The sequence below is a fragment of the Staphylococcus pseudintermedius genome (assembly GCF_001792775.2).
Lineage (GTDB): Bacteria > Bacillota > Bacilli > Staphylococcales > Staphylococcaceae > Staphylococcus > Staphylococcus pseudintermedius.
The window spans coordinates 83,112-106,053 of sequence record NZ_MLGE02000004.1; the positions used below are offsets into that span (position 1 = coordinate 83,112).

A 22,942-nucleotide genomic window follows, 5' to 3' on the forward strand; every position below is an offset into this window, starting at 1 on the left:
AGCTATTTACAATCACATATCGTTGAATAAAGGTAGGTATATTAAATGGTGAACTCAGCACGTTTTTTTGAAATTTTCCGTTTTGTATTAGTCGGTGGTGTTAATACACTGAATTATTATATCGTATACTTAATATTATTGCGTTTATTTGATGTCCATTACCTCATCAGCCATATTGTCGGTTTCATTTTTTCGTTCGTCGTTTCTTTCTATTTAAATTGTTACTTTGTCTATAAAGTACGACCGACGTTAAAGAAATTTCTAGCCTTTCCACTCACACAAGTGGTCAATATGGGGACACAAACGTTACTCATTTTTATTTTTGTGGACCTCATGCATTTCAACGCAGCCCTTGCACCGTTTGTAGGACTCATCGTTACGATACCAATTACTTATATTTTATCTAAGTTTATTCTTAAAGATCGATAATCAAAGTGAGGTTCGGATTATGAGACGTTACATTCAACCCATCAGCTTTATTGTTTTATTTTTATGCATGTCACTTATAGGGCATGCTTATATTTTGTATCGTTTTTTTGCAGACGGTCTGTTATTTACGGGTCCCAATGACGGTATGGAACAAATGGTACCGATTCAGATGTTTTTATACGAAAAATGGTCTGAAGGTACCTTTTTCTATGCCACCGATTTTGGACTTGGCGGTGATTTTTTTACAGATCTATCGTATTATTTTTCGACAAACTTCATATTTATTTTAACTGCAGGCATCACATGGCTTTTATCCATTACACATCTTGTAGATTCTAAAGACATGATGTATTGGTTCACCCAAGCATGGGTTGTTTCAATTTTAAAATGTACCGGTGCCATGATTGGAACGTATTACTATGCACGTCAGTTAAAACTTCAACACGTCTCATCGGTCGTATTTGCGGTGTTATTCGCCATGTCGCCCCTTTATTTCCGATTCACCGTGTACTGGCCTTTTTTTAGTGATGTATTTATTTTATTACCATTACTCTTGCTCAGTATTGAACGTTTTTTGAAATCAGGTCAGTTAGGTCTATTTATTATCATGACAGCGATTTCTTTTGCGAACAATTTTTACTTCGCCTATTATCAAGTGTTGATGGGACTCATTTACTATAACCTGCGCATGTTTCACGCACATCCTGATGATCAAAAAAGAGGCATGAAAACTGTTCTACCACTTAGCGTTGCAGCTGTTTTAGGTGTCGGTTCAAGTTTATTCTTTTTCTTTCATGGGGCACGTAGCTTTTTCAACAATCAACGTATCCCTTTTGAAGGTGACATTCCATTCATTGAACCATTCAATGAAAATACGAATCTTTTTTATGACAACTATTTAATCGTCATTTCATTTGTCGTGATTCAAGCGTTACTCTCATTCAAATTGTACCGTCACTTTTACTTTAGATTGTTCGCAATACTGAGCATTTTAACCATTATCGCAGCATTTATACCGTATGTGGACAGTATTTTCAACGGCTTTTCAGCACCACAAAAGCGTTGGCATTACTTATTAGCATTTGTGACAAGTGGTTTAGTTGCGACTTATGTACAACATTTCAAATCATTATCACGCCTTACATATAGCTTAACCGCGATACCGACAATGGCTGTCGTTTTCATCAGTGCATACGCGTATGATCGGGTAGTCTGGTGGGTTGGTCTCATTCCTATCGTATTTCTCATCGGATTACTTGTCTTAACGATTGCACGTCATGATAATAAGCCTCGTCATTTCGTAACAGTAAGCTTTGCATGCGCACTCATTATCTTACAATTTGCGATATCGGCAGTGTTTATTAAAAATCAAGTTTTCCATACAGATCATGAAAAACGTGCCAATACGTTTTATGCACAGGCCAGTTTGTACAATACACCTTTACAGCAGTCGTTGGTCGACAAAATGAATACCGAAAAACACGAAGATGAACGCATCGATTGGCGTGTGAATGAGCAGGATAATACACCGATGTATCAACATTTTAAAGGGTTAAGTTTATATTCGAGTATTTTCGACCGACAGCTCATTGAATTTTATTATCGCTATTTAATGATTAACTTAAAAGAAGAATCTGTCAGCCGTTATCAATCAACAGGTGGTCGATCAAACATTGCGAGTCTGTTGTCTGTGCGCTATCAAATGGAGAAAGACTATCAGCACCAGCAACCTGCGAATTTTGAAAAAGTGCATCAATATGGGCAATATGTCATATACGAAAATCAATATCCATTACCTGCTGTACGTGTGAGCCATCAATATTATAACGGGGAAGATTTAACGACACCGATTGATCGTGAACATGCGATGTTAGATGGCGTCGTATTAGATCATCAAGGTCAAACATATCCTAAAAAAGCGCAAAACCTTATTCATGAAGTTGAAATGACGACCTATGATGCCCAATGGACGCGCTCAGATACGTTAACAGTTACTGAACTGAATGGCGGTGTGACGCTGCAACTTCCAGAAACATTGCGCGAACAGTACGAAGACTTTTATCTTGTTGTCTATTTTAAACGTAATGCGCCAGATAGTAATAGCACACTCGATGTCAGTGGCTATAAAAATCACCGCCTATTTAACAATTCGAAATATCGTACAGGTCAAAACACTTTGCTGTATCGTGTGCAACCTGACAACAATGGCCAAATTCATCTCGGTATATCACCAACAGGATCGTACCAATTCAATATACAAGGTTTATACGGTGAAGATTACGATACGTTAAAACGGGCATATCATAATCAAGCCCCTCATCACTATGAAGCACATCAAGGAAAGATTAAAGTTCAGTTAGCCGAACATTCTGGGGGTGTGGCGGTCATCAATATCCCTTATCGTAAAGGTATGACCGCTATCGTTGACGGACACGCTGTCACACCACAAAAGGTCAATGGCATGATGACGGGGATCAAAATTGGGCCGCATGCGAAACAAATTGTCATTCACTACCGGCCACCTTATTTCAACACGATGGTCGTCTTGTCCATTATCTCTATTATCAGCAGCATCATTTACAGTCGCTGGTATCAACATAAACAATCGAGAAAGAGTGAAAAACATTGAAAAAACAGAAACAAAAAAGTCATTTATCACGCGTTTTAATCGTCTTTATTGCGGCCTGCCTCGTCGGATGTATCGTATACGTACCGGTCGCGTTTCGTTTCATACATGACGGCATCATTTATAGTGGAAACGGCGATGGTTTTAAACAAATGATGCCTTTCCAACGCTTTTTGTATGAACATTTTTCTCATCTCCGCTCGCTTTATGACAATGGTTTTGGACTCGGTGGTGATTATTTTACAGACCTCGCCTACTATTACACGACCTCACCTATGATGTATGTGAACTTCATTTTTGTAGGTCTCGGGCAATGGCTATTACATATCAATCCGAGTGACATTGCATTTTGGCCAGGCAACCAAATTTTCACGGCGTATTTGCGATGTGTCATTACATTTCTTGCCGCTTATGGCATGTTTCGTCAATTTAAACTCGAACGCTTTTATTGCTATTTAGGTGCCATCCTTTATGCCACTTCTACTGTGGTCTATTACTTTAATTTTACATGGTCATTTTTTGGCGATATTTTAATTTACTTGCCCCTTTCAATTTGGGGAATTGAACGCTTTTTCAGAAGTCGGCGCATCGGATTATTTATTATCGCAATTGCATTAACATTATTTTCTAACTTTTACTTTAGTTATTATGAAGCAATTATTTTAACAGTGTACTTAGTTTATCGCATGATTTGGCCGCATCGTGATGATCAAGTCGGTCGCTGGCAAAAATTGTATTTACTGATTCCAGCTGTCCTTTGTAGTTTGTGTATCGCAGCGTTAGGTTTTTTAACCGGTGTCCGGTCATTTTTAAATAATGATCGTCAAACGAATGATGTTTTTATTTCACCGATTATCGACTTTTCTCAAAAGTACCATATCTTTACAAATGGTTTTTACATTACAGTGACGTTTATTGCACTCGTCGCACTGTTTTCGTTCAAGCTGTATCGTCATTATCATTACAAAATGGTCGCGATTTTCACTTGGATTTTGTTAATCGGTTCGTTTTCACCCTATTTTGACAGTGCATTTAACGGCTTTTCATTCCCCCAGCGTCGTTGGGTGTATATCCTTGCATTAACAACAAGTGCATTAATCGCATTATGGCTCAAATATTTGACCGAGTTGACTATACAATCATTTCTACAATCACTCATTCCGATTGCGGTACTTGCGATTGCAACAGTATTCTTTTCACGCGGAGCCATGTGGTGGATGCTTGTCAGTGTCATCATTTTAATGGTGGTTGCTTATCATATTTACCAACGTCGTCCACTGACAGGTTGGATGCAGGGCGTCATGTTATTACTCTTTATCGTGCAACAATTCATTTTATTACTGAACTATCATCACAACAATATTGCCCCGTATCAGTCAACGATGGACGATATGAAAGCACCGAATTATCATAGTGCAACTTTACAACAGCAGATCGATACGATAAAGCATGACCAGTCACCGTTACAACGTATCGATTACATGAGCACTTACGCTGTGAACTCTAGTATGATTTACGACTTTAATGGGGTCGCACTGTATTCCAGCATTTTCGACGGCAATATTTTTGATTACTATGACCGTCAAATGCAAATTAACATGGAATATGACAGTAACAGTACCTATCGTTTATTAGGTGACCGTGAAAATTTATATGCATTATGGGGTGTGACAGACCGTATTAAAGATGCATCCGACCGTACAATGCCGTATGGAATGAAAAAAGTGCAAACGATTCAAGATGACAACCATGCTTGGATCCATTCGCATCAAACAATCGATTATCCAAGCGCACATCTGACCTCACGTGTTTATGATGCCAAAGATTTAAAATCACCGTTAGATCGTGAACAAGCAATGTTACAAGGTGTAGTACTCCATCATCAACAAGCCAATGAAACATTCCAAGCGAATCCAAACTTGTTATCCACAGCGACAGTGACACCTCGAGATGCATCGATGAATGGTAAAATTTTAACCGTTCACGAAAAAGACGGTGGTGTGAATATCGATTTACCTCAAAATGTAAAAGCACGGTACAACGACTATTATGTAGAGATGGACATCGAACTGTTATCACCGAATCAACCGCACTATTTAAAACTGGATGACTTTTATCAACGTCGTACCAAACTCAACTATGCCTATCGTCGTTTTATCACACCAATTACCGTGCGTGTACCGGTTCGTGACACGATGCAACTGAAGTTAAAACAAGGTGATTATCGTTTTGAGCTTAAAGGCATTTACGGCGAAGATTACAGTACGCTTAAACGAGCCGCTTCAGAAGTCGAACCCGTACAAATTGAGCAGGATCGTCAACACATCCATGCACATTTCAAAACAGACAAAGACCAATACCTTGTACTCCCGATACCTTACAGACAAGGTTTACACGCTGAAGTCAATGGTGAACCAAGACCTGTACTTCAAGGCAATGGCTTAATGACCGTTGTGCCTGTCGAAAAAGGGGATCGTGACGTAACGGTGACCTATTCACTACCATATTGGCATATTTTAAGCCTGCTGACTATATTAGGTGTTGTAGGTGCCATCGTTTATCGCTGGTGGCTCCGTCGAACAATCAAATATTAACCGAATGCGCGATGCTTCGTCGACTCAGTATGTTAGAATTGAGCAAATTCACAAATTTTAGCTACTATTGAGTTAAGTCGAGGCATCGCTTTTGATTTATCATACATTCCCTATCGCACATTCCAAATTCACCAAACAAATATTTTTTTATCGTATCATTGTGGAATTTTATATGTCTAAAGGTTAAAATGATGTCACATGACAAATAAATAGAGGCGGTGATTTTTTGAACCACACTGAAAATGTTTTTCTAGATTTTTTACTTCAAAGTTTAAGTGGACTCTCTCATGTTTTAACATCCTTATATGAACATTTTAATTTTCCTTGGCTCATTTTAATCGTCATCATTATTTTTAGGAAAGATATTTCAAAAATGCTGACGCGAGTGAGTGGCGTTGATTATGAAAGCAGTGCCGGTAAAGTGAGTGTGTTATTTTCAAATATGAAGCAATTGGAATCACAAATGGAAGGGTCAGAACATGAACAAATTCGTGAATACGGGGAAGATTTAAGGAATCGTGTGAATATCGACCCGAACCCGATGTTAGAAAATGAAATGACACCATATGATTATTATTTTAATCTCGTTCATACACCTGCATTCACGTGTCAATCGATCGCAAAGTACGGCTACTTCAAAACGATTGAAAATTTGTACAACGCTTATCTTTTCCTTACGATGGATTATGCGAAAGACCATCACCGCCCGAGCGAAATTATAGCTAACATTTATGACACAGCCATGGATATTAAAAGAAATAGTGGCGTTTTATTTGATGAGGCCTTTATCGCGAAATATAGACGGTTTATCGAATTAACGTATATGGGGCTTGCAGAAAGTCATAAAGAAAAGAAGTAAATGGATTTTGGAATAAAGATTATAGCGGAGGAATACGAGCTTTATCATTATACTCCGATTTTCACATTAATCAATCGCATATTCAAAATAAGAAAAACCCCCTCAATATCAAAATGAGGGGGTTCATAAAAACTTGAGTTATTATTTTATCTAAAATAGCGGCATTAATGACACTGTTTTAAACTCTCTAATGTTTTTATTTCAAAGTGATTAGGAATTTTTCTTATTTCTTCGTCGAATGTTGGATGATGGCTATATTGTAAAACAAAAGTAAACAAACTAACTTGTGTTCCTTCTTTAGCGTATTCTTCCTGAACTTTACACATAAAATCGAATTGTGCTGTTTTAAAATAAGGTTTAGTTTTACATTCATACAGATGTACATGAAAGTCTTTATAGTAAATATCGGTAGTTTTAGTCTTACCAACGCTTATACATTTATTGTTATTAAAAAACGAACAATCCCAGATAAGATTATTCTGAGCTCTAACATCTCCTAAAAAAGAACACGCAACAGCTTCTGTGAGCAATCCTCTAATATCATTTACTTCTCTCTCACTCAGTGTGTCTAATTCATAAGCAATCTTTTTAATCTTTTTAGATAAATTTGGAAGATGCATTTTCAGTCCCGCATGTTTCCAATTAAGGTGGTTTAATTCGAAATCATCTAATTTTTTTATTATAGCTATTTCAGTTTTCCTAGCCATATTTTCTTTGCATCTATTTTTATTAAAAGAGTGTAGGTTTCTAACTATCCCATTGATCAAATCTAAAGACTCATCATAGATAACTTGAAATTTATTTTTTAAGAAATTCAAACTAATTGCTACACTTTCTATTTCATTAAAAAACCTTTTTTGTTTACCTAGACCAGATTTTTTGGCTTAATCATATGATTCCAAATGTCTTTGAATATCTAAAATAGGCAAAAATACAGCGTTTAAATTAGATTGTAATAGGTTTTGGTAAATAATAGGTCGAGCAAGTGGCAACATAAGCGAAAGTGCTATTGAACTTAATTTCTTATTGTCGATGCTTTCATTGTTAATATCTTTAAACACACCTTTAAACATTGCATTCAAATTATACTCAGCTGTTTCAAGAGTGACATGCAAAAATACTATTTTTACGGAAGACGTATTTTTTTCTATAAAAACCTCATACTTAGGGTCTTTATCTTCACTTTTTGCTGAATCAAGAGACTCATCGTAATTATCAAATTTAATAAAGTTAATAGCTTGTAAATTGAACTCATCTAACTGAATATGAAATTTATTATCCATTTAACTTGCAACGCTTTCTTTTCCTAAATTAGCATATCTTTCATAATTCTCATTGCTCACAAAATAAGCCTTTATATCATCTTGTTTTTGATTTAAGTATTTTACTTTATTAATTAAATTAATTACCAATTCAATAAAATCAAAGGCTTTATCTTCGTCATCATCATCATAATCAATGAGTAACTCTAATTCTGAAATGGCCATTTCCAACAAACTTTTTTTATGTTTCCTTTGATCTATTAGACTTATATCTTTAATTAAGGATATAAAGTGTTGATTAATCCATTTGATTTCTTTTTCTAAATATCGTTCTCTAGTTTGAAATGAAATCAGTACTTCTTCTGCAAGACTTAAAAATTCTTTAAACAACCTATCCTTATTATTATCGAAGTCTATCATTTCATACGTTTTTATGAATGAATGATTCATCATATACCCCTCCCTTATAACGATAAAGTTCTGTTTCATTTCTAGATCTTCACTGTGTCTCAACAATAATTACAGCTATTTAGTCTCTATGTTACATGCGTCCTCTAAATTAAGTTGCCAAAGATACAGTTACAATTTGTGTACTTACGAAATGGTTTCAGTATAGTCAGTTTATATATAATATACACCATAGCATGGACTTTGGGAAACATTCTATATTACAAAAATAGAATGACTTAATATGTTTATTGAAATGTATGCTCTATTCATTTTCAACTTATTAAAGAATATCAATTAGTTCTACTTCCCCCGAAAACGCTATTCATCACATTCAGTTATGCACTCTATATCGTCTTCATTTTCGACATTTAGGCATGCCTTAACGTATTTTTATATAAAATGATTTGCATTTAAGCATATTATATTTCTAACTATGAAATAATCATAAATTTATGTATAAGAGGATTTAAAATAAAGTTATACAATAAAAGGAGGTGTTTCGAATGGGTGATTTGTTTGAGTCAATCACAAACATTGTAACTTCTGCCATTCAGCACGACTGGGTGAACATGGGTGCTGCGATTGTCGCTACAGTACAGCACGGTGTCGAATTAATCGCAAAATTATTCGGTTTGGGTTAGGAATGCAAACTATAGAAAAATCTCCTAATCACGCCCACTGGAGAACTTGGAAAATGAAAAGCATAAAATGCAAACACACATCAGAGATATGAACTGTAACTTCTGATTCAATCACATTTGGGGGCTAGGGTGAATAAATATCCTAGCCCTGATCACAGTCCTCAAACAACAATAATGCATTGCAATTAAATCGTTACATCAATAAAACAGGGTTGAGACACTGAATTGTCCCAACCCTGTTTGATATGCGTGTCCTTAAGACTCAAATTAACGAATTTCTTGGATACGTGCAGCTTTACCACGAAGGCTACGTAAGTAATAAAGTTTCGCACGACGTACTTTACCGCGACGTTTCACTTCGATTTTCTCGATTTTTGGTGTGTGTAATGGGAACGTACGTTCAACACCTACACCTGATGAGATTTTACGAACAGTGAATGTTTCAGAAATACCGCCACCACGACGTTTGATGACAACACCTTCGAATACTTGGATACGCTCACGAGTACCCTCGATGATACGTACGTGTACACGTAAAGTGTCACCAGGACGGAATGATGGGATATCGTCACGTAATTGTGATTTTGTTACTGCTTCAATTAATTTGTGATTTGTCATGATTAATTCTCTCCTTCAACCTATGTTCTTGCCTCGACAATATATAGCAGCGGATCATAGTGATATTCGTGTTTCCACACTTAAAATATACTAGCATACATTCGGTCTTATTTCAATGTTCTTTTTAACGTTTGAATAAATTTCTGGTCTTGGTCTGTCAATGGATAATGGTCCAATAAATCAGGACGTTTCAACCAAGTACGTGTCAATGATTGCTCATGACGCCATTGTGCAATTTTCGCATGATCTCCAGACAATAGCACAGCAGGTACCGTCATCCCCTCATAATCACTAGGACGCGTATATTGTGGATATTCTAATAAGCCGCTCGAAAATGAATCATCTTCATGCGACACTTGATTCCCTAGTACACCCGGGATGAGACGCACAATCGCATCTGTCATGACCATCGCAGGCAACTCGCCCCCTGTCAGCACATAATCGCCGACAGAAATTTCATCTGTAACTAAATGTTCGCGAATCCGTTCATCATAGCCTTCATAATGGCCGCAAATAAAAACGAGATGTTCCGCTTCAGCAAGAGATTCCGCCAACTTTTGATTGAACGGTTGTCCTTGTGGCGTCATCAAAATCACGCGTGTGTCATCTGAAACTTCCAAATCTGCCATCGCATTAAAAATCGGTTCTGGCTTCAATACCATGCCTTGTCCGCCACCGTAAGGATAATCATCGACTTGATTGTGTTTATTGTTGGCATAATCACGAAAATTAATCAATCGCGTCGTTAATGCCTCATTTTCTCTTGCACGTTTTAAAATAGACTGATTGAGCACACCTTCAAACATTTCTGGGAAGAGCGTTAAGTAATCGATTTTCATTCGTTTAACAACCCTTCTAACGGTGTAATGACGATACGACGTCCTTCAATGTCGACTTCTTTCACAACATCTGCAATGTATGGAATGAGATGTTCTTTGTCACCTTTCACGACCCACACATCATTCGCACCTGTTTCAAAAATTTCCGTGACGCGACCAATCGGACGATCACCGTCAAACACCGTACACCCGATAATGTCTGAGTAATAAAATTCATGTTCATCTAATTCAATCGCTTCATGATCACGCTCTTGATAGAGATGTGTCCCTTTCAAATGTTCGATGTCATTAATATTCGTATAACCTTCAAACGTTAACATATGTAATCCTTTATGCATACGATGGGACTTCACCGTTAAAAGGAGCGTTTGACCTTGATATTCTGCTTGTAACACTTCGCCAGGTTGAAAGCGAATCTCTGTAAAGTCCGAATGAGACTGAACTTTGACTTCGCCTTTGATCCCGTGTGTGTTCACAATTTTACCCACTTCTATTTTCATATCGGGAGCCTCCTATTATCACTATTTATACAAAAAAGAGATGAGACCGAAGCACCTCTCATCAAGTCACTTCTCGTCTCACCTCATGATTGGTGATTCCATTTATGTAGAGTTTCAAAGCATCTCTCAACTTGAACTCTAAAAAGGCGACTCGATTTTTAAAACTTGAAATTTACTGTTTTAAAGTCAGTCACTTCTTGCACGACTACGCTTATCGACCCTGTCATGCCCTATCCGCTTGAATCACCGCGACGTCAACAAACGTTAACGCCTAAAATCAAATAGGAAAGGTGTCTATCCCTTCCCCGTTGATACGCTTACATTATTTTGCTTTTTTCTGTTCGTCAAAAGTTTTTAAAATACCTTCACGTGATAAAAGATTGTGAACTGTATCTGTTGGTTTTGCACCGTCTTTTAACCATTTAAGTGCTAATTCTGCATCGATTTTAACTTCCGGTGCATTTACCGCTGCTGGGTTGTATGTACCGATTTGTTCGATGATACGACCGTCACGTGGTGAACGCGCGTCTGCTACTACGATACGATAGAATGGGTTTCTTTTTGAACCTAAACGTGTTAAACGAATTTTAACTGCCATTTATAATTCTCTCCTTTAATGTCATAAGTTTTGTTATCTACAAGAAATTATAATAACAGGAACTCATGGTTTTGTAAAGAGAAAATACTTTACCATTTTAAAATTTCTGTCGCACTGTGCTACATATGTAGATGGGACACAAAAATTTTCTATATCCCAATCCCTTTTTACCGTCCATACAATCATCCGTCTCACAATGACATCATACGTTCATCACGCTTGTATAATCTTATGGTCGTCATCAATTGTATATAAAATTTCATCCATAGGCACTTCAACATACCGATAATCAATCTTTTTTATATCAGTGAGATAACGCTCCTGATAGACGTGCCAATACTCTGTAAGCATGGATTTCCCCATTTGCGTCACATATACAGACAAATCATTGTTCGCTTGTCTATAACCATTCAACAGTCCTGCCGCAAACAACCGCCTCAAATATTTTTGAAACGATTCTGACACCGTATTCATCTCTTTATGGTTTCGATTAAAATATCGAATTTGATAGAACAACAAGCCCATCAGCGCGCCATCGTATATCCCCATTGAGTTATCAACGTAAATCCTTAAATTTTTCATAGTGAGCTTCGTTAACATCTTAAGTGTGAAGTAGTCTTCATATTTAAATATATACCAATCACTATGATCCAAATGTGTTCTGATTTGATCGAGTAAAACATCTTCTTCTATTGTCGTATAAAAAGTTTTATTGGAGAAATACGAATGATTTTTATGGTTGCTAATACGAATCGGTATATACGCAAAAGCACCCTTTCGAAACAACACATAAATCGAACCATTGGAATCAGACTGCGTTAGCGACAACATCCACTCATCCTCATGTAAAACACTTTGCAATTGAGACGCAATATCTTCCACCATTAGACATTCCCCCTTACTTCACCCTACGACATTGATTCCCTCAATCAATGACACACTTTTTCTTCATTAGACTCATCATCACGTTTCAACGGCAATTTATCACGTAAAATACGCGCACTTTCAAAAATACCTTTACCATTAATCATCGTTAGTAAGCGTTGAAACTCTTTATCTGACAGTGGTTTGCCTTCTAATTTATCTGCATGGCGTTCGTTTAATATTTGACGAAAATTATCCAATAGCTGCTGTTCATTTCGAATGGTCACAGGTTCATAGCCATTAGATTTTAATTGTGCCATCATTTCTTTTTCTAATGCGAATTCTCTTTGGTAAACCATAAGATCCCCTACCTTTGTTTCTCTTACAATTTATTATAATATATTATGCATTTGTGTGGTGGGATTTTTATATTTATTCGTGCTTTAATCATTAGAAAACGATATATTGTGTATTGGAAAGGTTTGAAGTGTTTTAGACCATTTCCGTAACATATGTATTTACAACCTTATTAATTGCTGAACGATTCTTCATTGATATTTAGAATAAGCCCTATTGATATAATATAGGGAGCGTGTTATTGTTTTAAAAAAATATATAAGTGACACAGGATAGATTTTCAGTTACAACCAAAGGCTATGGAGTCTCATTTTAGTTTCATCACATAAATGTAACCGTATTTTTTCAGCGCTGCATTTTTTTTACACACTTTGAGAGGTGTAACTGGCCACAAAACTTCCATTATTCATTGTATTCTTATGATGAAAAGAAATCACTATAACGCCATTTAAATGTTCAATCATGATGCTTTAGAGATTTATAAAGGGTTCTTATTTACATTACAAAGAGATAATAGAAGATAAAACTATCACATTAACTTAGGGTACAGGTCGGTCAGCAGTAGATCAAAAACAAGATAGTTAGAGCAAAAGATGTTTTTCCATTTGGACAACTCTAATTTTTGAACAAAAAACGCATCGATTAGAGGCGTGATAGGTCAAACATATACTTAATTACAGGTATTTGAGCATGAGTGATTTTTATAAAATTTATAAAGTTAGTGCTTTTTAAAATCTAACCCATCGCTCATAAGTAGTATAGTGAATGGGCTAGATTTTAATAATGAAAAAAATTAAATGTGTTCATATGCATCTTTAAATTTTATCTTGAATATAACTAATAAAATAAGCATACCTATCGAACAAAAAAAGTAAATTAAGAAATAATTCAATGGAATTAAGAAACCAAATAATACATAAGATACTGGAGTTATTGATGAACTCATACTTTGAATTATTGAGAAAACTCTGGATTTATAATTTTCATCAACAATCTTTTGTAACATGACTTGAAAAGGTATATTATTTAATGCAACTGAGAAACCCAACAATAGATTTGATATTAATATAATAATAAATATGTAAAATTTAGTTATAGTATCAAAATAAGTCAGGGAGACGATAAATAAAGATATGGCTTGTAGTAGCATTGAAAATAAATATAAAAATTTCAATCGATTTTGGATATTTAATATTGAAATTAATAGTGATGAAGCTACTATTGCACCCCCTAAAGTACCTTCCGCTAATCCCAAATATTTAGCATTCATATTTAAATGATTAATGATTATAATCGGCAATCCTACAATAAGAGAATTACACAAGAAATTAATAAATAAGTTAATGATAAAAATAATCTTCAGGTTATTTATAGAAATCAAATGCTTTATCCCATCCAAAAAACTATGTGTGAATTTCTGGCTTCTACTTGTTATATTTCCTGATTTAAATTTTAAAAGTAATAATAAAAGAAATGCGACAAACTCTGTAAACGCATTGATTAATGCCAAATATTTCAGATCAATTAGAGTGACAATTAAACCTCCCAATAAAGGTGTAATTAGAACTGACGATGATTGTATTGTTTGTCTAATTGACACCACTTTTTCTAAATAATCTCCGGTTATAAATTTTAAATTAGAAGAAATGGCTGTTTTTACTATCGAGTCCACGAAAACTAAGACGGCCATTACAAGAAATATTGCGTAAACTTCATCATTGTATATTAAAAAGAAAACAAACAAAATACTGATACTTAAAAGTTGGCCTATTATTAAAATTAATTTATTTGAATTTCTGTCAATTAAATTACCTAAAAAAGGTGATGAAACTGTTGTTATTACAGCAAGTATAGCTAAATAAGTACCAAAAGTAGAACCAGAATGAGTTATTTTAAGTACATAAAAACCACATGCGAAGGTAAAAATTGAAGAAAAAAATATAGATATTGTTTCAAAAGTTATTAATATTATTGATTTATTCATACTATCTCCCCCTTTATAATAGTTTAATCTAAAAAAATTTTTTTGAAAGCCTTTATATTTCCGAAAATTCCGCCAATATATATTGCGTGGAATTTTAATGATAAATATGATAATGACTCACAATAAATTTAGCTGAATTATAAAAATTTGAAAGGGGAAATTATTATGACATTAGTTTTCAGTCAACGCATATTATACCGTTTAAATAACTCACCAAATACTAGTGATAATATAGTTATAGATACACCAATAATAAAAAGATTAAATGGATTGTTTGGATTTAAAACCACAGAAAAAAATCCTGTACCAATCGGCATAAAAAGAAAAGCAGCGGTAAATATGATTCCAAAGACCCTACCAAGAAACTCATTGTCTACGTCTTTTTGAACAATAGAGAAAAATTGGATATTAAAAATGGAAAGGAATAAACTAAATAGTGCAGGAGAAATAGCTAGAATAATAATGTTAGGGAATATATAATAAATCGGAGTTGTTAGCATTAACATCAAACCCGAACATGCTAAAAAGACCATTAAACATTTGATCGACAAAGATTTATTGACAAAACCACTTAATATTGCTCCAACAAATCCACCAATTGCCTCCGCCGTTAGAAATGTCCCATAAAGTCCAGATGAAATTTCTAAAAACATTTGATTACTATACGGTAACAATAAATTATAGGCTGCTAGAAAAAAATTAACAAAAGCAGATAGAGTGATAATCATCAAGATTGGCTTGTGGCTATAAACATACCTAAACCCTATTTTTAAATCATTAAAGATTCCACTTATTGTCATCTTCTCCTTACTTGACACCTCTTCATTAATAGGTACAATAAGGAAAATCAGTAACGCAGCAATTAAAAATGAGAATCCATCCAATAATAATACACCATGTATGCCCAGTATATTATATAAGAAAATTGCGACCATAGGGACCGTAACTTTTATAAGTGTACTAGTTGTTTCCAAATAGGAATTTAGCTTCGTTATATAATCTTTCTTCACAATTTCTTTCGTAAATGCCTTATATGACGGCGCAGAAAAAGCACTCATTAAAGCCAAGAATACATTTGTTATAACTATCGCATAAACCAACCATTGTTCTTGGGTTATGAACGAAAGGACCATACAAGCTATGCCACTTAAGACATTAGTTCCAATAATAATTTTTTTACGTTTAAAGTTATCAGCAATAACCCCACCATACAAATTAAATAGAACACCTATCACACTTTCTAATGATTGGTAGATGGCGACCATCGATAAAGATGTTGGATTAAGGCTAGCAAGAAACGTATTGTTAGCAAAGTCAAATAAAATATCTCCAATTTTTGATATCCCTTTACTCGTGATAAGATAACTTACATTCTTAACCTTATTTTTCATCAACATTACCCCATTTAATCTTTTGTCAGATCAGCCATTACCAAAGTCTAATAGGTGTAATAATTTATGCCAAGCACTATCTAATTCCATAGTAACTTTACAACAAAAAATTATCACTAAAAGATATCATCACTATTATGGTGCGGGATAAAGTAATTCAATTATAATAATTCTTGAAAGAAGAAAATATTTGTATTACCAACGAGCTACACCAAGTTAGTTAAACTATATTTTATAATTACTATTGAAAAATCGATACACTTAATCTTTAGGTTTAACTATATTTTTAATAGCTTAGTTGGGCTTTGCAAAATAACAGTGCGAACCTAAATTCTAAGTAGTAAACCACGTATCGATAATAGTTTCCGACCAATCAATCGACTTGATATAAAAATTTTTTATATAAATAGCTTTATGAAGAAGTTCTTTCATATCATTCCCAAAAAAACTAACAGTTAACAAGTAATCCATCTGTTTTTCTAATCCAGTAAAACGAACATTCTTATATTGTTTAGTTCTTATATCGATAAGCCCTTCCAAATCTAATGTTGGGATAGATTTTACATACCCATTTTGTGCTGGTATCCATGTAATGAGTGATTCTACTTTTTTTAATCTAGCAATTATATCAACAGAGAAATAATTTATTTTCCTCATGTTTTGCTCGACTTGTTTCCTTTGGTCGTCATTTAAATCAGTGTATCCTAAAGAAAGAACAATATCAGAAGAACGCATACTAAGCTCTCTAATGTACGACTCTGAAATAGTTTTTCCATCAAGCAAAAAAGCCATTTCTCGAAGAATTCTTTTTTAAAAATATCCGTGTTTTTTGTTTGATACAACGCCTAAACCACCATGAATTAATAAAACTAAAATTCTAAAAAAAGCGTAAATCTAGCTTTATTACTAGTATTAATTTCCAAATTTTCTATTACTGGTGCTAAAAAGTTAATTTCATCTATCTGCCAAATAGCTTCTTTTCTTTCAAGTATCATTGCAAGACGCCCTGCATAAAAAGCTATATCGAAATAATAATTATTCTGTTTTTTAATGATAGCTACTGCTCCAAAGGGAACAATTCCGTTAAGATACTTATAGACAAATAAGAATAATTTCCAGTTGGTCGATGTTTACCAATATGAAATTTTTCAATATTTTCCCATTCATATATGTTATCTTTCGGAATCCCCGTATTGACATACCATCCCAAAAAATCGACTTCTTTATCACATCTAATATACATTTTGTCTTTGAGCAACCCTATAGTTTCTATAAACCCTAACGATTGATTTACGATATCTATCGGATATTTACTGTTTTTAACTAGAAATGATAGTCCTATTTCCATTGGATTGGTTAACCTATTAAACCCAACGCCATCTAGCTTATTTGGAAAATAAGATAATTGCTTTGTTACATACTTTTCTAGAGATTCTGTTGAAGAGAGTTCATCAAACAAATCAATGCGTTCTGATATAGCAGACATGTTAAATACTGTCTCGGAACCATATTCTCTAACTACTTTTCCTTCTTTTAGTTCATGAAATCCCCTACGCTTTCCATAGAGGTAAAATTTATCAATTATCTCTTGTACGTTCATTTTTTTCTCTCATTAATTGTACATAGCCCTTTGTTTCAATTTTTGAATTGATAAATTCAAACTCTGTCTCTGTTTCTTTTACAAAGGAATCGTAATCATCCTCAGAAAAGTCGCCTAAGATTTCAACTTCAATATAATATCCAAGCCCTTCCACTATGTCAGCGTTTATAGTTCTATTTTTTTCAAGATTAGTATATGATTTTCTATCTTTGTCAATAGTCATGATATTAGAGAAACCAGCATCTAGAATATTTTTCACAAAATCCATTTGTTGCGATTCTAATACTACTTCATCTTCCTTCCAGAAACCAGGTTTCACTGTGTCTTTCCTAGTAAAAACACCTATTGTAGAATCATTTTCTTGACGAAATCGATAAATAAAACTCCCCGAAACATCTTCTTCTGTTTCTTTTCCACGGTCTTTATAATACTTATCTATTTGTCTATTCTCTGATTTAAATTGATAATTTTGATTTAAAAATTCAATCACTTTAAGATAATCATCTTTATCAGCAATTGAAAACCTAACTTCTAATTCTTTCATTAAATTTCTCCTTGTCACTCACTAAAAGCTGATGAATATTTAAACTCACTCAATCTGTAATATGTTTCAGGGGATGTCTTATGGACACAGAGCCTTATGTTATAATTTCCCATCAGGTTTTCTAAACGTATTCCATAAAAATATTCTCCGCACTCCCCTTTTTCTCTATCTTTACAATCTTTACACATACTTTGTAAATAGTTTGAAATCAATATCTTAAAACCTACTTCACCAATTTCAGGAACATCATAAAATATTGTACCGGATGAACTGCCACGAATATACTTCCGATATTTCTCAATTCCCCCCCTAACGATTCAAAGAAACACTTAATAGCTTCTAGCGATTCTTCATTTCTTTCTAACTCATTAAGGATTCTAATACCAATTTTTCTCTTTGTAGCCCATCTCATCACATCATAAGCTCTCTTATAATCATCTGATGAAGCTACGACAGTATTTATTTTAACGTATACACCTCTAGAACTTACATACTCTATCAACTCTATCAATTTTTTATGGTTCTGTTCTATCCATCGCTCAGAACGATCAATTTGTCTGCTATACATTTCATATTTATCTATCGCATATAAACTGAATTTTATACCATCAATTCCTGATTCGATTATTTTGTCAAAGACGCGTTTGTTACCACCAATAGAAATCATTTTGCGATCAATCCGTTTTCCTTCAACTTTCTGATTATATAGTCAATTTTAGTATGCAAACTAGGCTCACCCCCTGTCAGGCGAACCTCATAATATTTATTTTTTTAGTAACTTCAAGAAAATGTGAGAAAAATGCTTTATCTAAAAAGTCAATATTTTTTAAGTTTCTGATTTCTATTATGGCTTCCTTCATTATGACACCACCAACAATTCCAGTTACAGCTATCTGTGATTTTTATTCTAATACTGTTCAACGGTGCATGAACAAAATCTTTCTTTGGTTTTATAAAATCTAATATACTCAACACAACTCCTTATTTCTTTCGCATGAAAATTTCGAAATTTCATAGCTATTTAGACAATTTACATTCGTTTTCTAGCCATAAATACATTTCAAAGGTACTCACTATATATACTAGAAATGTGAATATCTTAATAATTCTATATTGTATCTAAAGATTTAGGTGTAAACCTATGCATATAGCCACCGACAATGATAATAACATCCATTACTAACAAGGAAATAGAGAGAATTTTTAGAATTTTCTTCATGTTTAGACTTCCTTTCAGTTTTTATTCATTGTACAATAAATAAAACATAGTCAACTTTTTGTTGGGAAAATGGGAAAATGGGAAAATGGGGAAAATTATGAATTCAAAACTTGGCATCACACTTAGAAAAGTTCGCAACGGCAAACAAATCAGTCTATGCTCTCTTGCTGATGAGCATCTTTCAAAATCGCAAATATCTCGTTTTGAACGTGGAGAGTCAGAAATATCATGTATCCGATTGATTAATATATTAGAGAAATTACACATTACTTTGGATGAGTTTCTTATTTTACACAATGAAGGCTACTCAAAAACCGAATCATTCGCCAATTTGGTCCAGTATATTCGTAAACAATATTTATTACAAAATATCGATAATATAAAATCTCTACTTTCTGCTCCGTCAAATTACACTTTAAATTCTTTTGAAAAAACAATGGTAAAATCAATTCTTTACACGATGGATTCAAATATCTTTCCAACGGACGACGAATTGCTCCAACTAACAGATTATCTCTTTAAAGTTAAAAAATGGGGGTATTATGAAATCATTTTGTTAGGCAACTGTGTGCGAACAATTAACTACAACTCATACTTTCTATTGACGAAAGAAATGTTAAACAATCACATATACTCTTCATTGAACAAAACCAATAAACAACTTGTCACTCAACTTGCTATAAATTGTTTAATCCTTAGCATAGATACGGAAGAATTTACTAATTGCTTCTATTTAATTGATGAGATAAAAGCTTTGTTAGATAACGAATTAAACTTTTATGAACAGACAGTTTTTCTCTATGCAACTGGTTACTTCGAATTTAAGCATCGCCAATCAATTAGCGGAATTGAAAAAATGAAACAAGCTATACAAATACTTCATATTTTAGGAGAAGACAAGTTAAAATTACGTTATACTAGCCATTTTGATAAACTGGTAAACAATAAATAAACGAAATGATTATCTACTATTTATATTTCATCCTTTCTGGTGTCAATAGCGATTTGAAAATGTCGTTTATTCGCGGTTTAAGAATGACGTATGTATAGCATCTTTTCATAGCATCATCAAAAAGGAATTGATACATCATCAGAACTATAATACCAGGAATGAAGCGATGTTTAGCATTGTGGCATATCTCCTTACTTTTTACAATTTTAAAAGCGTGCATTCAACGTTAAATGATATGAGCCCCATTGAATTTGAGAAGAAATACGCAACAAAATCACCTAGCCCATCATGTACTTTTAAAAATCAAAAAGTACATGATGGGCTAGGACAGCAAGCGAAGCACGGTAGAATCCTCTTTTTTCTGTGTCCGATTTCTTGACATAGATCAATACATGCTTATTTAAGCACAATTGTACATATTTATCTTGACGTTTATATATTATCCATACATGTCTAACAACTCGCTCCCCTGTTTTTTCATTCCGACAATCTCACACCAGGTTGTGAACTCAGGCGAGGCTCTTGAGGGATAGACTTCAATACAAATGCATGTCTTTAAACCTTGAAAGTGGTTAATGGTTTTCGCAGTAGCTGTCTGACTTCTCAATACGCTTGCTTTTGAGAAGCCTAGTCAGCCTTGCGGGGGCAGTACAACGAAATCTTTGTTACACATGATATTACTGTACTGCTCCCAAAATCCAATTCGGTTTCATTACAATGTTCACCTCAATCAAGCCGAATTTAGTTGAGGCAAGTCCCCTAAGAACGCGAGCCTTAAGGTTCACAGCCTGAAAGATTCCTGCTAAAATCAATGTAACTGAAATGTCAAAAACTCCGCAAAAAGCCGCAAAAAAAACACCGAGATGCTTCACACACCTCGATGTTTCTATACTGAAATTAAAATGGCAAATTCATACCTTTTAACATATTTTGCAATTGCGCTTGCTTGCCTTTTTTACCTTTACCGCCACCTGTAAACTGCTTCATCATCTTCTTCATATCATTAAACTGCTTCAATAAACGGTTTACTTCTTGCAATGTGCGCCCTGAACCTGCCGCAATACGACGTTTTCTTGAAACATTCAATTTATCTGGGTTTTCGCGTTCTTCAGGTGTCATGGATTGAATAATCGCCTTAATATGATCAATTTGTTTGTCGCTCATATTGAGTTTGTCGAGCCCTTTCATCTTGTTCATACCTGGAATCATTTTCATAATGTCATCTAGAGGTCCAAGATTTTTCACTTGATCGAGTTGTTCTAAAAAGTCTTCTAATGTAAATGAAGAAGTACGCATTTTTTTCTCTAAATCTCTTGCTTTTTCTTCATCGACATCTTGTTGTGCTTTTTCGATCAGACTCAATACATCACCCATACCTAAAATACGTGATGCCATACGTTCTGGGTGGAACAACTCTAAACCATCTAACTTTTCACTCATACCTACAAATTTGATAGGTTTTTCTGTGACGGCACGGATAGAAAGTGCTGCACCCCCACGTGTGTCCCCATCTAATTTCGTTAATGTCACACCTGTGACGTCGAGCTGTTGGTCAAACAATTCTGCAACATTGACTGCATCTTGACCTGTCATGGCATCAACCACGAGCATGATTTCGTCAGGCTTCGAAATTTCTTTGACTTCTTGTAATTCGTTCATCAATGCTTCGTCAATGTGTAAACGACCTGCTGTATCGATAATGACAAAGTCTAAATGTTCAGCTTTGGCATGTTGTAACGCGTTTTGGACGATTTGTTGTGGTGGCACTTGATCGCCTTCGCTATATACAGGGATGTCGATTTGTTTCCCAACTGTTTGTAATTGGTTAATCGCTGCTGGACGGTAGATGTCACCTGCTACCAGTAACGGCTTTTTGTTATACTTTTTGCGCATGAGCAATGCAAGTTTCCCTGCTGTTGTCGTTTTACCAGCACCTTGCAAGCCGACCATCATGATAACGGTAGGCGGTTTTTTCGCCATCGTAATCGACGTGTTGTCGCCACCCATTAATGTTGTCAGTTCTTCTTGTACGATTTTGATGACTTGTTGCCCTGGTGTTAATGACTTCATCACATCAGATCCTAATGCACGTTCTGAGACTGTGTTGACAAAGTTTTTAACGACTTTAAAGTTAACGTCCGCTTCGAGTAAAGCAAGACGTACTTCACGCATCATTGCTTTGATATCAGCTTCAGTCACTTTACCTTTACCTTTTATTTTCTGCATTGTTGCTTGCAGTCGATCGGATAATCCTTCAAAAGCCATAAAGTGACCCTCCTTATTCTAGTTCTTCAAGTTCTTGGATATATTGTTGAATGTGTTCTGGTTCATGAATATGGTTTCGTATTTGTTGAAAAATCTCTTGTCTGCGGGTAAAACGGCGATAAAGTCCTAACTTTTGTTCGTAATCCTCTACTAAATCACCAGTTCTTCTTATGTTATCATACACCGCTTGACGACTCACTTCAAATGTCTCTGCAATTTCACTGAGCGCATAGTCTTCTAAGTAAAAAAGACGTAAATAGTTACGCTGTTTTTCAGTGAGTAGTGACTGATAAAAGTCAAAAAGATAATTCATTCGGACGGTTTTAATTAAATCATCGTCATGGTGCATC

General features: G+C 34.6%; 23 protein-coding genes and 2 pseudogenes. 7 read left to right on the plus strand and 18 right to left on the minus strand.

The window, feature by feature from the left end; genetic code table 11:
* Window positions 1–45 precede the first annotated feature (45 nt).
* The 4 genes from BJK46_RS04400 to BJK46_RS04415 all read left to right on the plus strand — a co-directional run bounded on the left by BJK46_RS04400 (window position 46) and on the right by BJK46_RS04415 (window position 6,508).
* The gene (locus tag BJK46_RS04400; protein ID WP_014614095.1) at window positions 46–429 is read left to right on the plus strand and encodes a GtrA family protein; all 384 of its coding nucleotides are present in this window, start codon (window positions 46–48) and stop codon (window positions 427–429) included.
* A 19-nt stretch (window positions 430–448) separates the two neighbouring features.
* On the plus strand, window positions 449–3,058 hold the full coding sequence (locus BJK46_RS04405; protein ID WP_014614096.1) for a YfhO family protein: 2,610 nt from the start codon (window positions 449–451) through the stop codon (window positions 3,056–3,058).
* Complete coding sequence (locus BJK46_RS04410) at window positions 3,055–5,649, plus strand: YfhO family protein (protein ID WP_103263430.1); 2,595 nt, start codon at window positions 3,055–3,057, stop codon at window positions 5,647–5,649. Before BJK46_RS04405 ends, BJK46_RS04410 begins: the two co-directional genes overlap by 4 nt.
* Before the next feature lie 226 nt (window positions 5,650–5,875).
* The gene (locus tag BJK46_RS04415; RefSeq protein WP_014614098.1) at window positions 5,876–6,508 is read left to right on the plus strand and encodes a hypothetical protein; all 633 of its coding nucleotides are present in this window, start codon (window positions 5,876–5,878) and stop codon (window positions 6,506–6,508) included.
* A 164-nt stretch (window positions 6,509–6,672) separates the two neighbouring features.
* On the opposite strand, the gene BJK46_RS04420 is transcribed toward BJK46_RS04415, so the two are convergent.
* The 3 genes from BJK46_RS04420 to BJK46_RS04430 form a co-directional block, all read right to left on the minus strand.
* Window positions 6,673–7,326 (minus strand): hypothetical protein, encoded by a 654-nt coding sequence (locus BJK46_RS04420; RefSeq protein WP_014614099.1) that lies wholly within the window; start codon window positions 7,324–7,326, stop codon window positions 6,673–6,675.
* Between the two features lie 66 nt (window positions 7,327–7,392).
* On the minus strand, window positions 7,393–7,791 hold the full coding sequence (locus BJK46_RS04425; RefSeq protein ID WP_014614100.1) for a hypothetical protein: 399 nt from the start codon (window positions 7,789–7,791) through the stop codon (window positions 7,393–7,395).
* Window positions 7,792–8,220: a hypothetical protein gene (locus tag BJK46_RS04430; RefSeq protein WP_015729030.1), complete on the minus strand. Its 429-nt coding sequence runs from the start codon at window positions 8,218–8,220 to the stop codon at window positions 7,792–7,794. It abuts the gene before it with no gap.
* A gap of 503 nt (window positions 8,221–8,723) precedes the next feature.
* On the opposite strand from BJK46_RS04430, the gene BJK46_RS04435 reads away from it, so the two are divergent.
* A complete protein-coding gene (locus BJK46_RS04435) occupies window positions 8,724–8,861 on the plus strand; it encodes a beta-class phenol-soluble modulin (protein ID WP_014614102.1) in 138 nt (45 codons plus the stop codon).
* Window positions 8,862–9,128: 267 nt separating this feature from the next.
* Here the strand turns inward: BJK46_RS04435 and rplS are convergent, their stop codons facing one another.
* The 13 genes and pseudogenes from rplS to BJK46_RS04495 form a co-directional block, all read right to left on the minus strand.
* Window positions 9,129–9,479, minus strand: a complete 351-nt coding sequence (rplS, locus tag BJK46_RS04440; RefSeq protein WP_014614103.1) for a 50S ribosomal protein L19 — start codon at window positions 9,477–9,479, stop codon at window positions 9,129–9,131.
* A 107-nt stretch (window positions 9,480–9,586) separates the two neighbouring features.
* Window positions 9,587–10,318 (minus strand): tRNA (guanosine(37)-N1)-methyltransferase TrmD, encoded by a 732-nt coding sequence (trmD, locus tag BJK46_RS04445; protein ID WP_014614104.1) that lies wholly within the window; start codon window positions 10,316–10,318, stop codon window positions 9,587–9,589.
* The gene (gene rimM / locus BJK46_RS04450; protein WP_103263659.1) at window positions 10,315–10,818 is read right to left on the minus strand and encodes a ribosome maturation factor RimM; all 504 of its coding nucleotides are present in this window, start codon (window positions 10,816–10,818) and stop codon (window positions 10,315–10,317) included. Before rimM ends, trmD begins: the two co-directional genes overlap by 4 nt.
* A gap of 322 nt (window positions 10,819–11,140) precedes the next feature.
* Window positions 11,141–11,416, minus strand: coding sequence for a 30S ribosomal protein S16 (rpsP, locus tag BJK46_RS04455; protein WP_014614106.1), 276 nt, complete (start codon window positions 11,414–11,416; stop codon window positions 11,141–11,143).
* A gap of 213 nt (window positions 11,417–11,629) precedes the next feature.
* Entirely contained in the window at window positions 11,630–12,301 is a 672-nt protein-coding gene (locus BJK46_RS04460) for a hypothetical protein (protein ID WP_014614107.1), read from the minus strand.
* 68 nt (window positions 12,302–12,369) lie between these two features.
* Window positions 12,370–12,639, minus strand: a pseudogene (locus tag BJK46_RS04465) (hypothetical protein); the annotation flags it as partial.
* Window positions 12,640–13,430: 791 nt separating this feature from the next.
* Entirely contained in the window at window positions 13,431–14,621 is a 1,191-nt protein-coding gene (locus BJK46_RS04470; RefSeq protein ID WP_014614109.1) for an MFS transporter, read from the minus strand.
* A gap of 182 nt (window positions 14,622–14,803) precedes the next feature.
* Window positions 14,804–16,012 (minus strand): MFS transporter, encoded by a 1,209-nt coding sequence (locus BJK46_RS04475; protein WP_014614110.1) that lies wholly within the window; start codon window positions 16,010–16,012, stop codon window positions 14,804–14,806.
* Between the two features lie 333 nt (window positions 16,013–16,345).
* Complete coding sequence (locus BJK46_RS12275) at window positions 16,346–16,804, minus strand: hypothetical protein (RefSeq protein WP_041613231.1); 459 nt, start codon at window positions 16,802–16,804, stop codon at window positions 16,346–16,348.
* Between the two features lie 77 nt (window positions 16,805–16,881).
* Window positions 16,882–17,007, minus strand: coding sequence for a hypothetical protein (locus BJK46_RS12560; protein ID WP_257975747.1), 126 nt, complete (start codon window positions 17,005–17,007; stop codon window positions 16,882–16,884).
* Between the two features lie 62 nt (window positions 17,008–17,069).
* Entirely contained in the window at window positions 17,070–17,612 is a 543-nt protein-coding gene (locus BJK46_RS04485) for a hypothetical protein (protein WP_014614112.1), read from the minus strand.
* Window positions 17,590–18,156 carry a CYTH domain-containing protein gene (locus tag BJK46_RS04490; protein ID WP_014614113.1) on the minus strand — a complete coding sequence of 189 codons (567 nt, stop codon included), beginning with the start codon at window positions 18,154–18,156 and terminating at the stop codon, window positions 17,590–17,592. Before BJK46_RS04490 ends, BJK46_RS04485 begins: the two co-directional genes overlap by 23 nt.
* Window positions 18,157–18,379: 223 nt before the next feature.
* A complete protein-coding gene (locus BJK46_RS04495; RefSeq protein ID WP_014614114.1) occupies window positions 18,380–18,823 on the minus strand; it encodes a hypothetical protein in 444 nt (147 codons plus the stop codon).
* 613 nt (window positions 18,824–19,436) lie between these two features.
* On the opposite strand from BJK46_RS04495, the gene BJK46_RS04500 reads away from it, so the two are divergent.
* Both BJK46_RS04500 and BJK46_RS12620 read left to right on the plus strand, forming a co-directional pair.
* Entirely contained in the window at window positions 19,437–20,327 is an 891-nt protein-coding gene (locus tag BJK46_RS04500) for a helix-turn-helix domain-containing protein (RefSeq protein WP_275327423.1), read from the plus strand.
* Between the two features lie 82 nt (window positions 20,328–20,409).
* A pseudogene (locus BJK46_RS12620) lies at window positions 20,410–20,592 on the plus strand (IS3 family transposase); the annotation flags it as partial.
* A gap of 632 nt (window positions 20,593–21,224) precedes the next feature.
* Here BJK46_RS12620 and ffh read toward each other — a convergent pair.
* Both ffh and BJK46_RS04520 read right to left on the minus strand, forming a co-directional pair.
* The gene (gene ffh / locus BJK46_RS04515; protein WP_103263440.1) at window positions 21,225–22,592 is read right to left on the minus strand and encodes a signal recognition particle protein; all 1,368 of its coding nucleotides are present in this window, start codon (window positions 22,590–22,592) and stop codon (window positions 21,225–21,227) included.
* Between the two features lie 13 nt (window positions 22,593–22,605).
* Entirely contained in the window at window positions 22,606–22,941 is a 336-nt protein-coding gene (locus BJK46_RS04520; protein WP_014614119.1) for a putative DNA-binding protein, read from the minus strand.
* Between the last annotated feature and the right edge of the window lies 1 nt (window position 22,942).

Excerpts from the sequence above, each read along its gene's own strand:
- BJK46_RS04400 (WP_014614095.1), top strand. The coding sequence starts at position 46 with ATGGTGAACTCAGCACGTTTTTTTGAAATTTTCCGTTTTGTATTAGTC.
- BJK46_RS04405 (WP_014614096.1), top strand. The coding sequence starts at position 449 with ATGAGACGTTACATTCAACCCATCAGCTTTATTGTTTTATTTTTATGC.
- BJK46_RS04425 (WP_014614100.1), bottom strand. The coding sequence starts at position 7,791 with ATGGATAATAAATTTCATATTCAGTTAGATGAGTTCAATTTACAAGCT.
- BJK46_RS04430 (WP_015729030.1), bottom strand. The coding sequence starts at position 8,220 with ATGAATCATTCATTCATAAAAACGTATGAAATGATAGACTTCGATAAT.
- BJK46_RS04435 (WP_014614102.1), top strand. The coding sequence starts at position 8,724 with ATGGGTGATTTGTTTGAGTCAATCACAAACATTGTAACTTCTGCCATT.
- rplS (WP_014614103.1), bottom strand. The coding sequence starts at position 9,479 with ATGACAAATCACAAATTAATTGAAGCAGTAACAAAATCACAATTACGT.
- trmD (WP_014614104.1), bottom strand. The coding sequence starts at position 10,318 with ATGAAAATCGATTACTTAACGCTCTTCCCAGAAATGTTTGAAGGTGTG.
- rimM (WP_103263659.1), bottom strand. The coding sequence starts at position 10,818 with ATGAAAATAGAAGTGGGTAAAATTGTGAACACACACGGGATCAAAGGC.
- rpsP (WP_014614106.1), bottom strand. The coding sequence starts at position 11,416 with ATGGCAGTTAAAATTCGTTTAACACGTTTAGGTTCAAAAAGAAACCCA.
- BJK46_RS04460 (WP_014614107.1), bottom strand. The coding sequence starts at position 12,301 with ATGGTGGAAGATATTGCGTCTCAATTGCAAAGTGTTTTACATGAGGAT.
- BJK46_RS04470 (WP_014614109.1), bottom strand. The coding sequence starts at position 14,621 with ATGAATAAATCAATAATATTAATAACTTTTGAAACAATATCTATATTT.
- BJK46_RS04475 (WP_014614110.1), bottom strand. The coding sequence starts at position 16,012 with ATGAAAAATAAGGTTAAGAATGTAAGTTATCTTATCACGAGTAAAGGG.
- BJK46_RS12275 (WP_041613231.1), bottom strand. The coding sequence starts at position 16,804 with ATGGCTTTTTTGCTTGATGGAAAAACTATTTCAGAGTCGTACATTAGA.
- BJK46_RS12560 (WP_257975747.1), bottom strand. The coding sequence starts at position 17,007 with ATGATACTTGAAAGAAAAGAAGCTATTTGGCAGATAGATGAAATTAAC.
- BJK46_RS04485 (WP_014614112.1), bottom strand. The coding sequence starts at position 17,612 with ATGAACGTACAAGAGATAATTGATAAATTTTACCTCTATGGAAAGCGT.
- BJK46_RS04490 (WP_014614113.1), bottom strand. The coding sequence starts at position 18,156 with ATGAAAGAATTAGAAGTTAGGTTTTCAATTGCTGATAAAGATGATTAT.
- BJK46_RS04495 (WP_014614114.1), bottom strand. The coding sequence starts at position 18,823 with ATGATTTCTATTGGTGGTAACAAACGCGTCTTTGACAAAATAATCGAA.
- ffh (WP_103263440.1), bottom strand. The coding sequence starts at position 22,592 with ATGGCTTTTGAAGGATTATCCGATCGACTGCAAGCAACAATGCAGAAA.
- BJK46_RS04520 (WP_014614119.1), bottom strand. The coding sequence starts at position 22,941 with ATGCACCATGACGATGATTTAATTAAAACCGTCCGAATGAATTATCTT.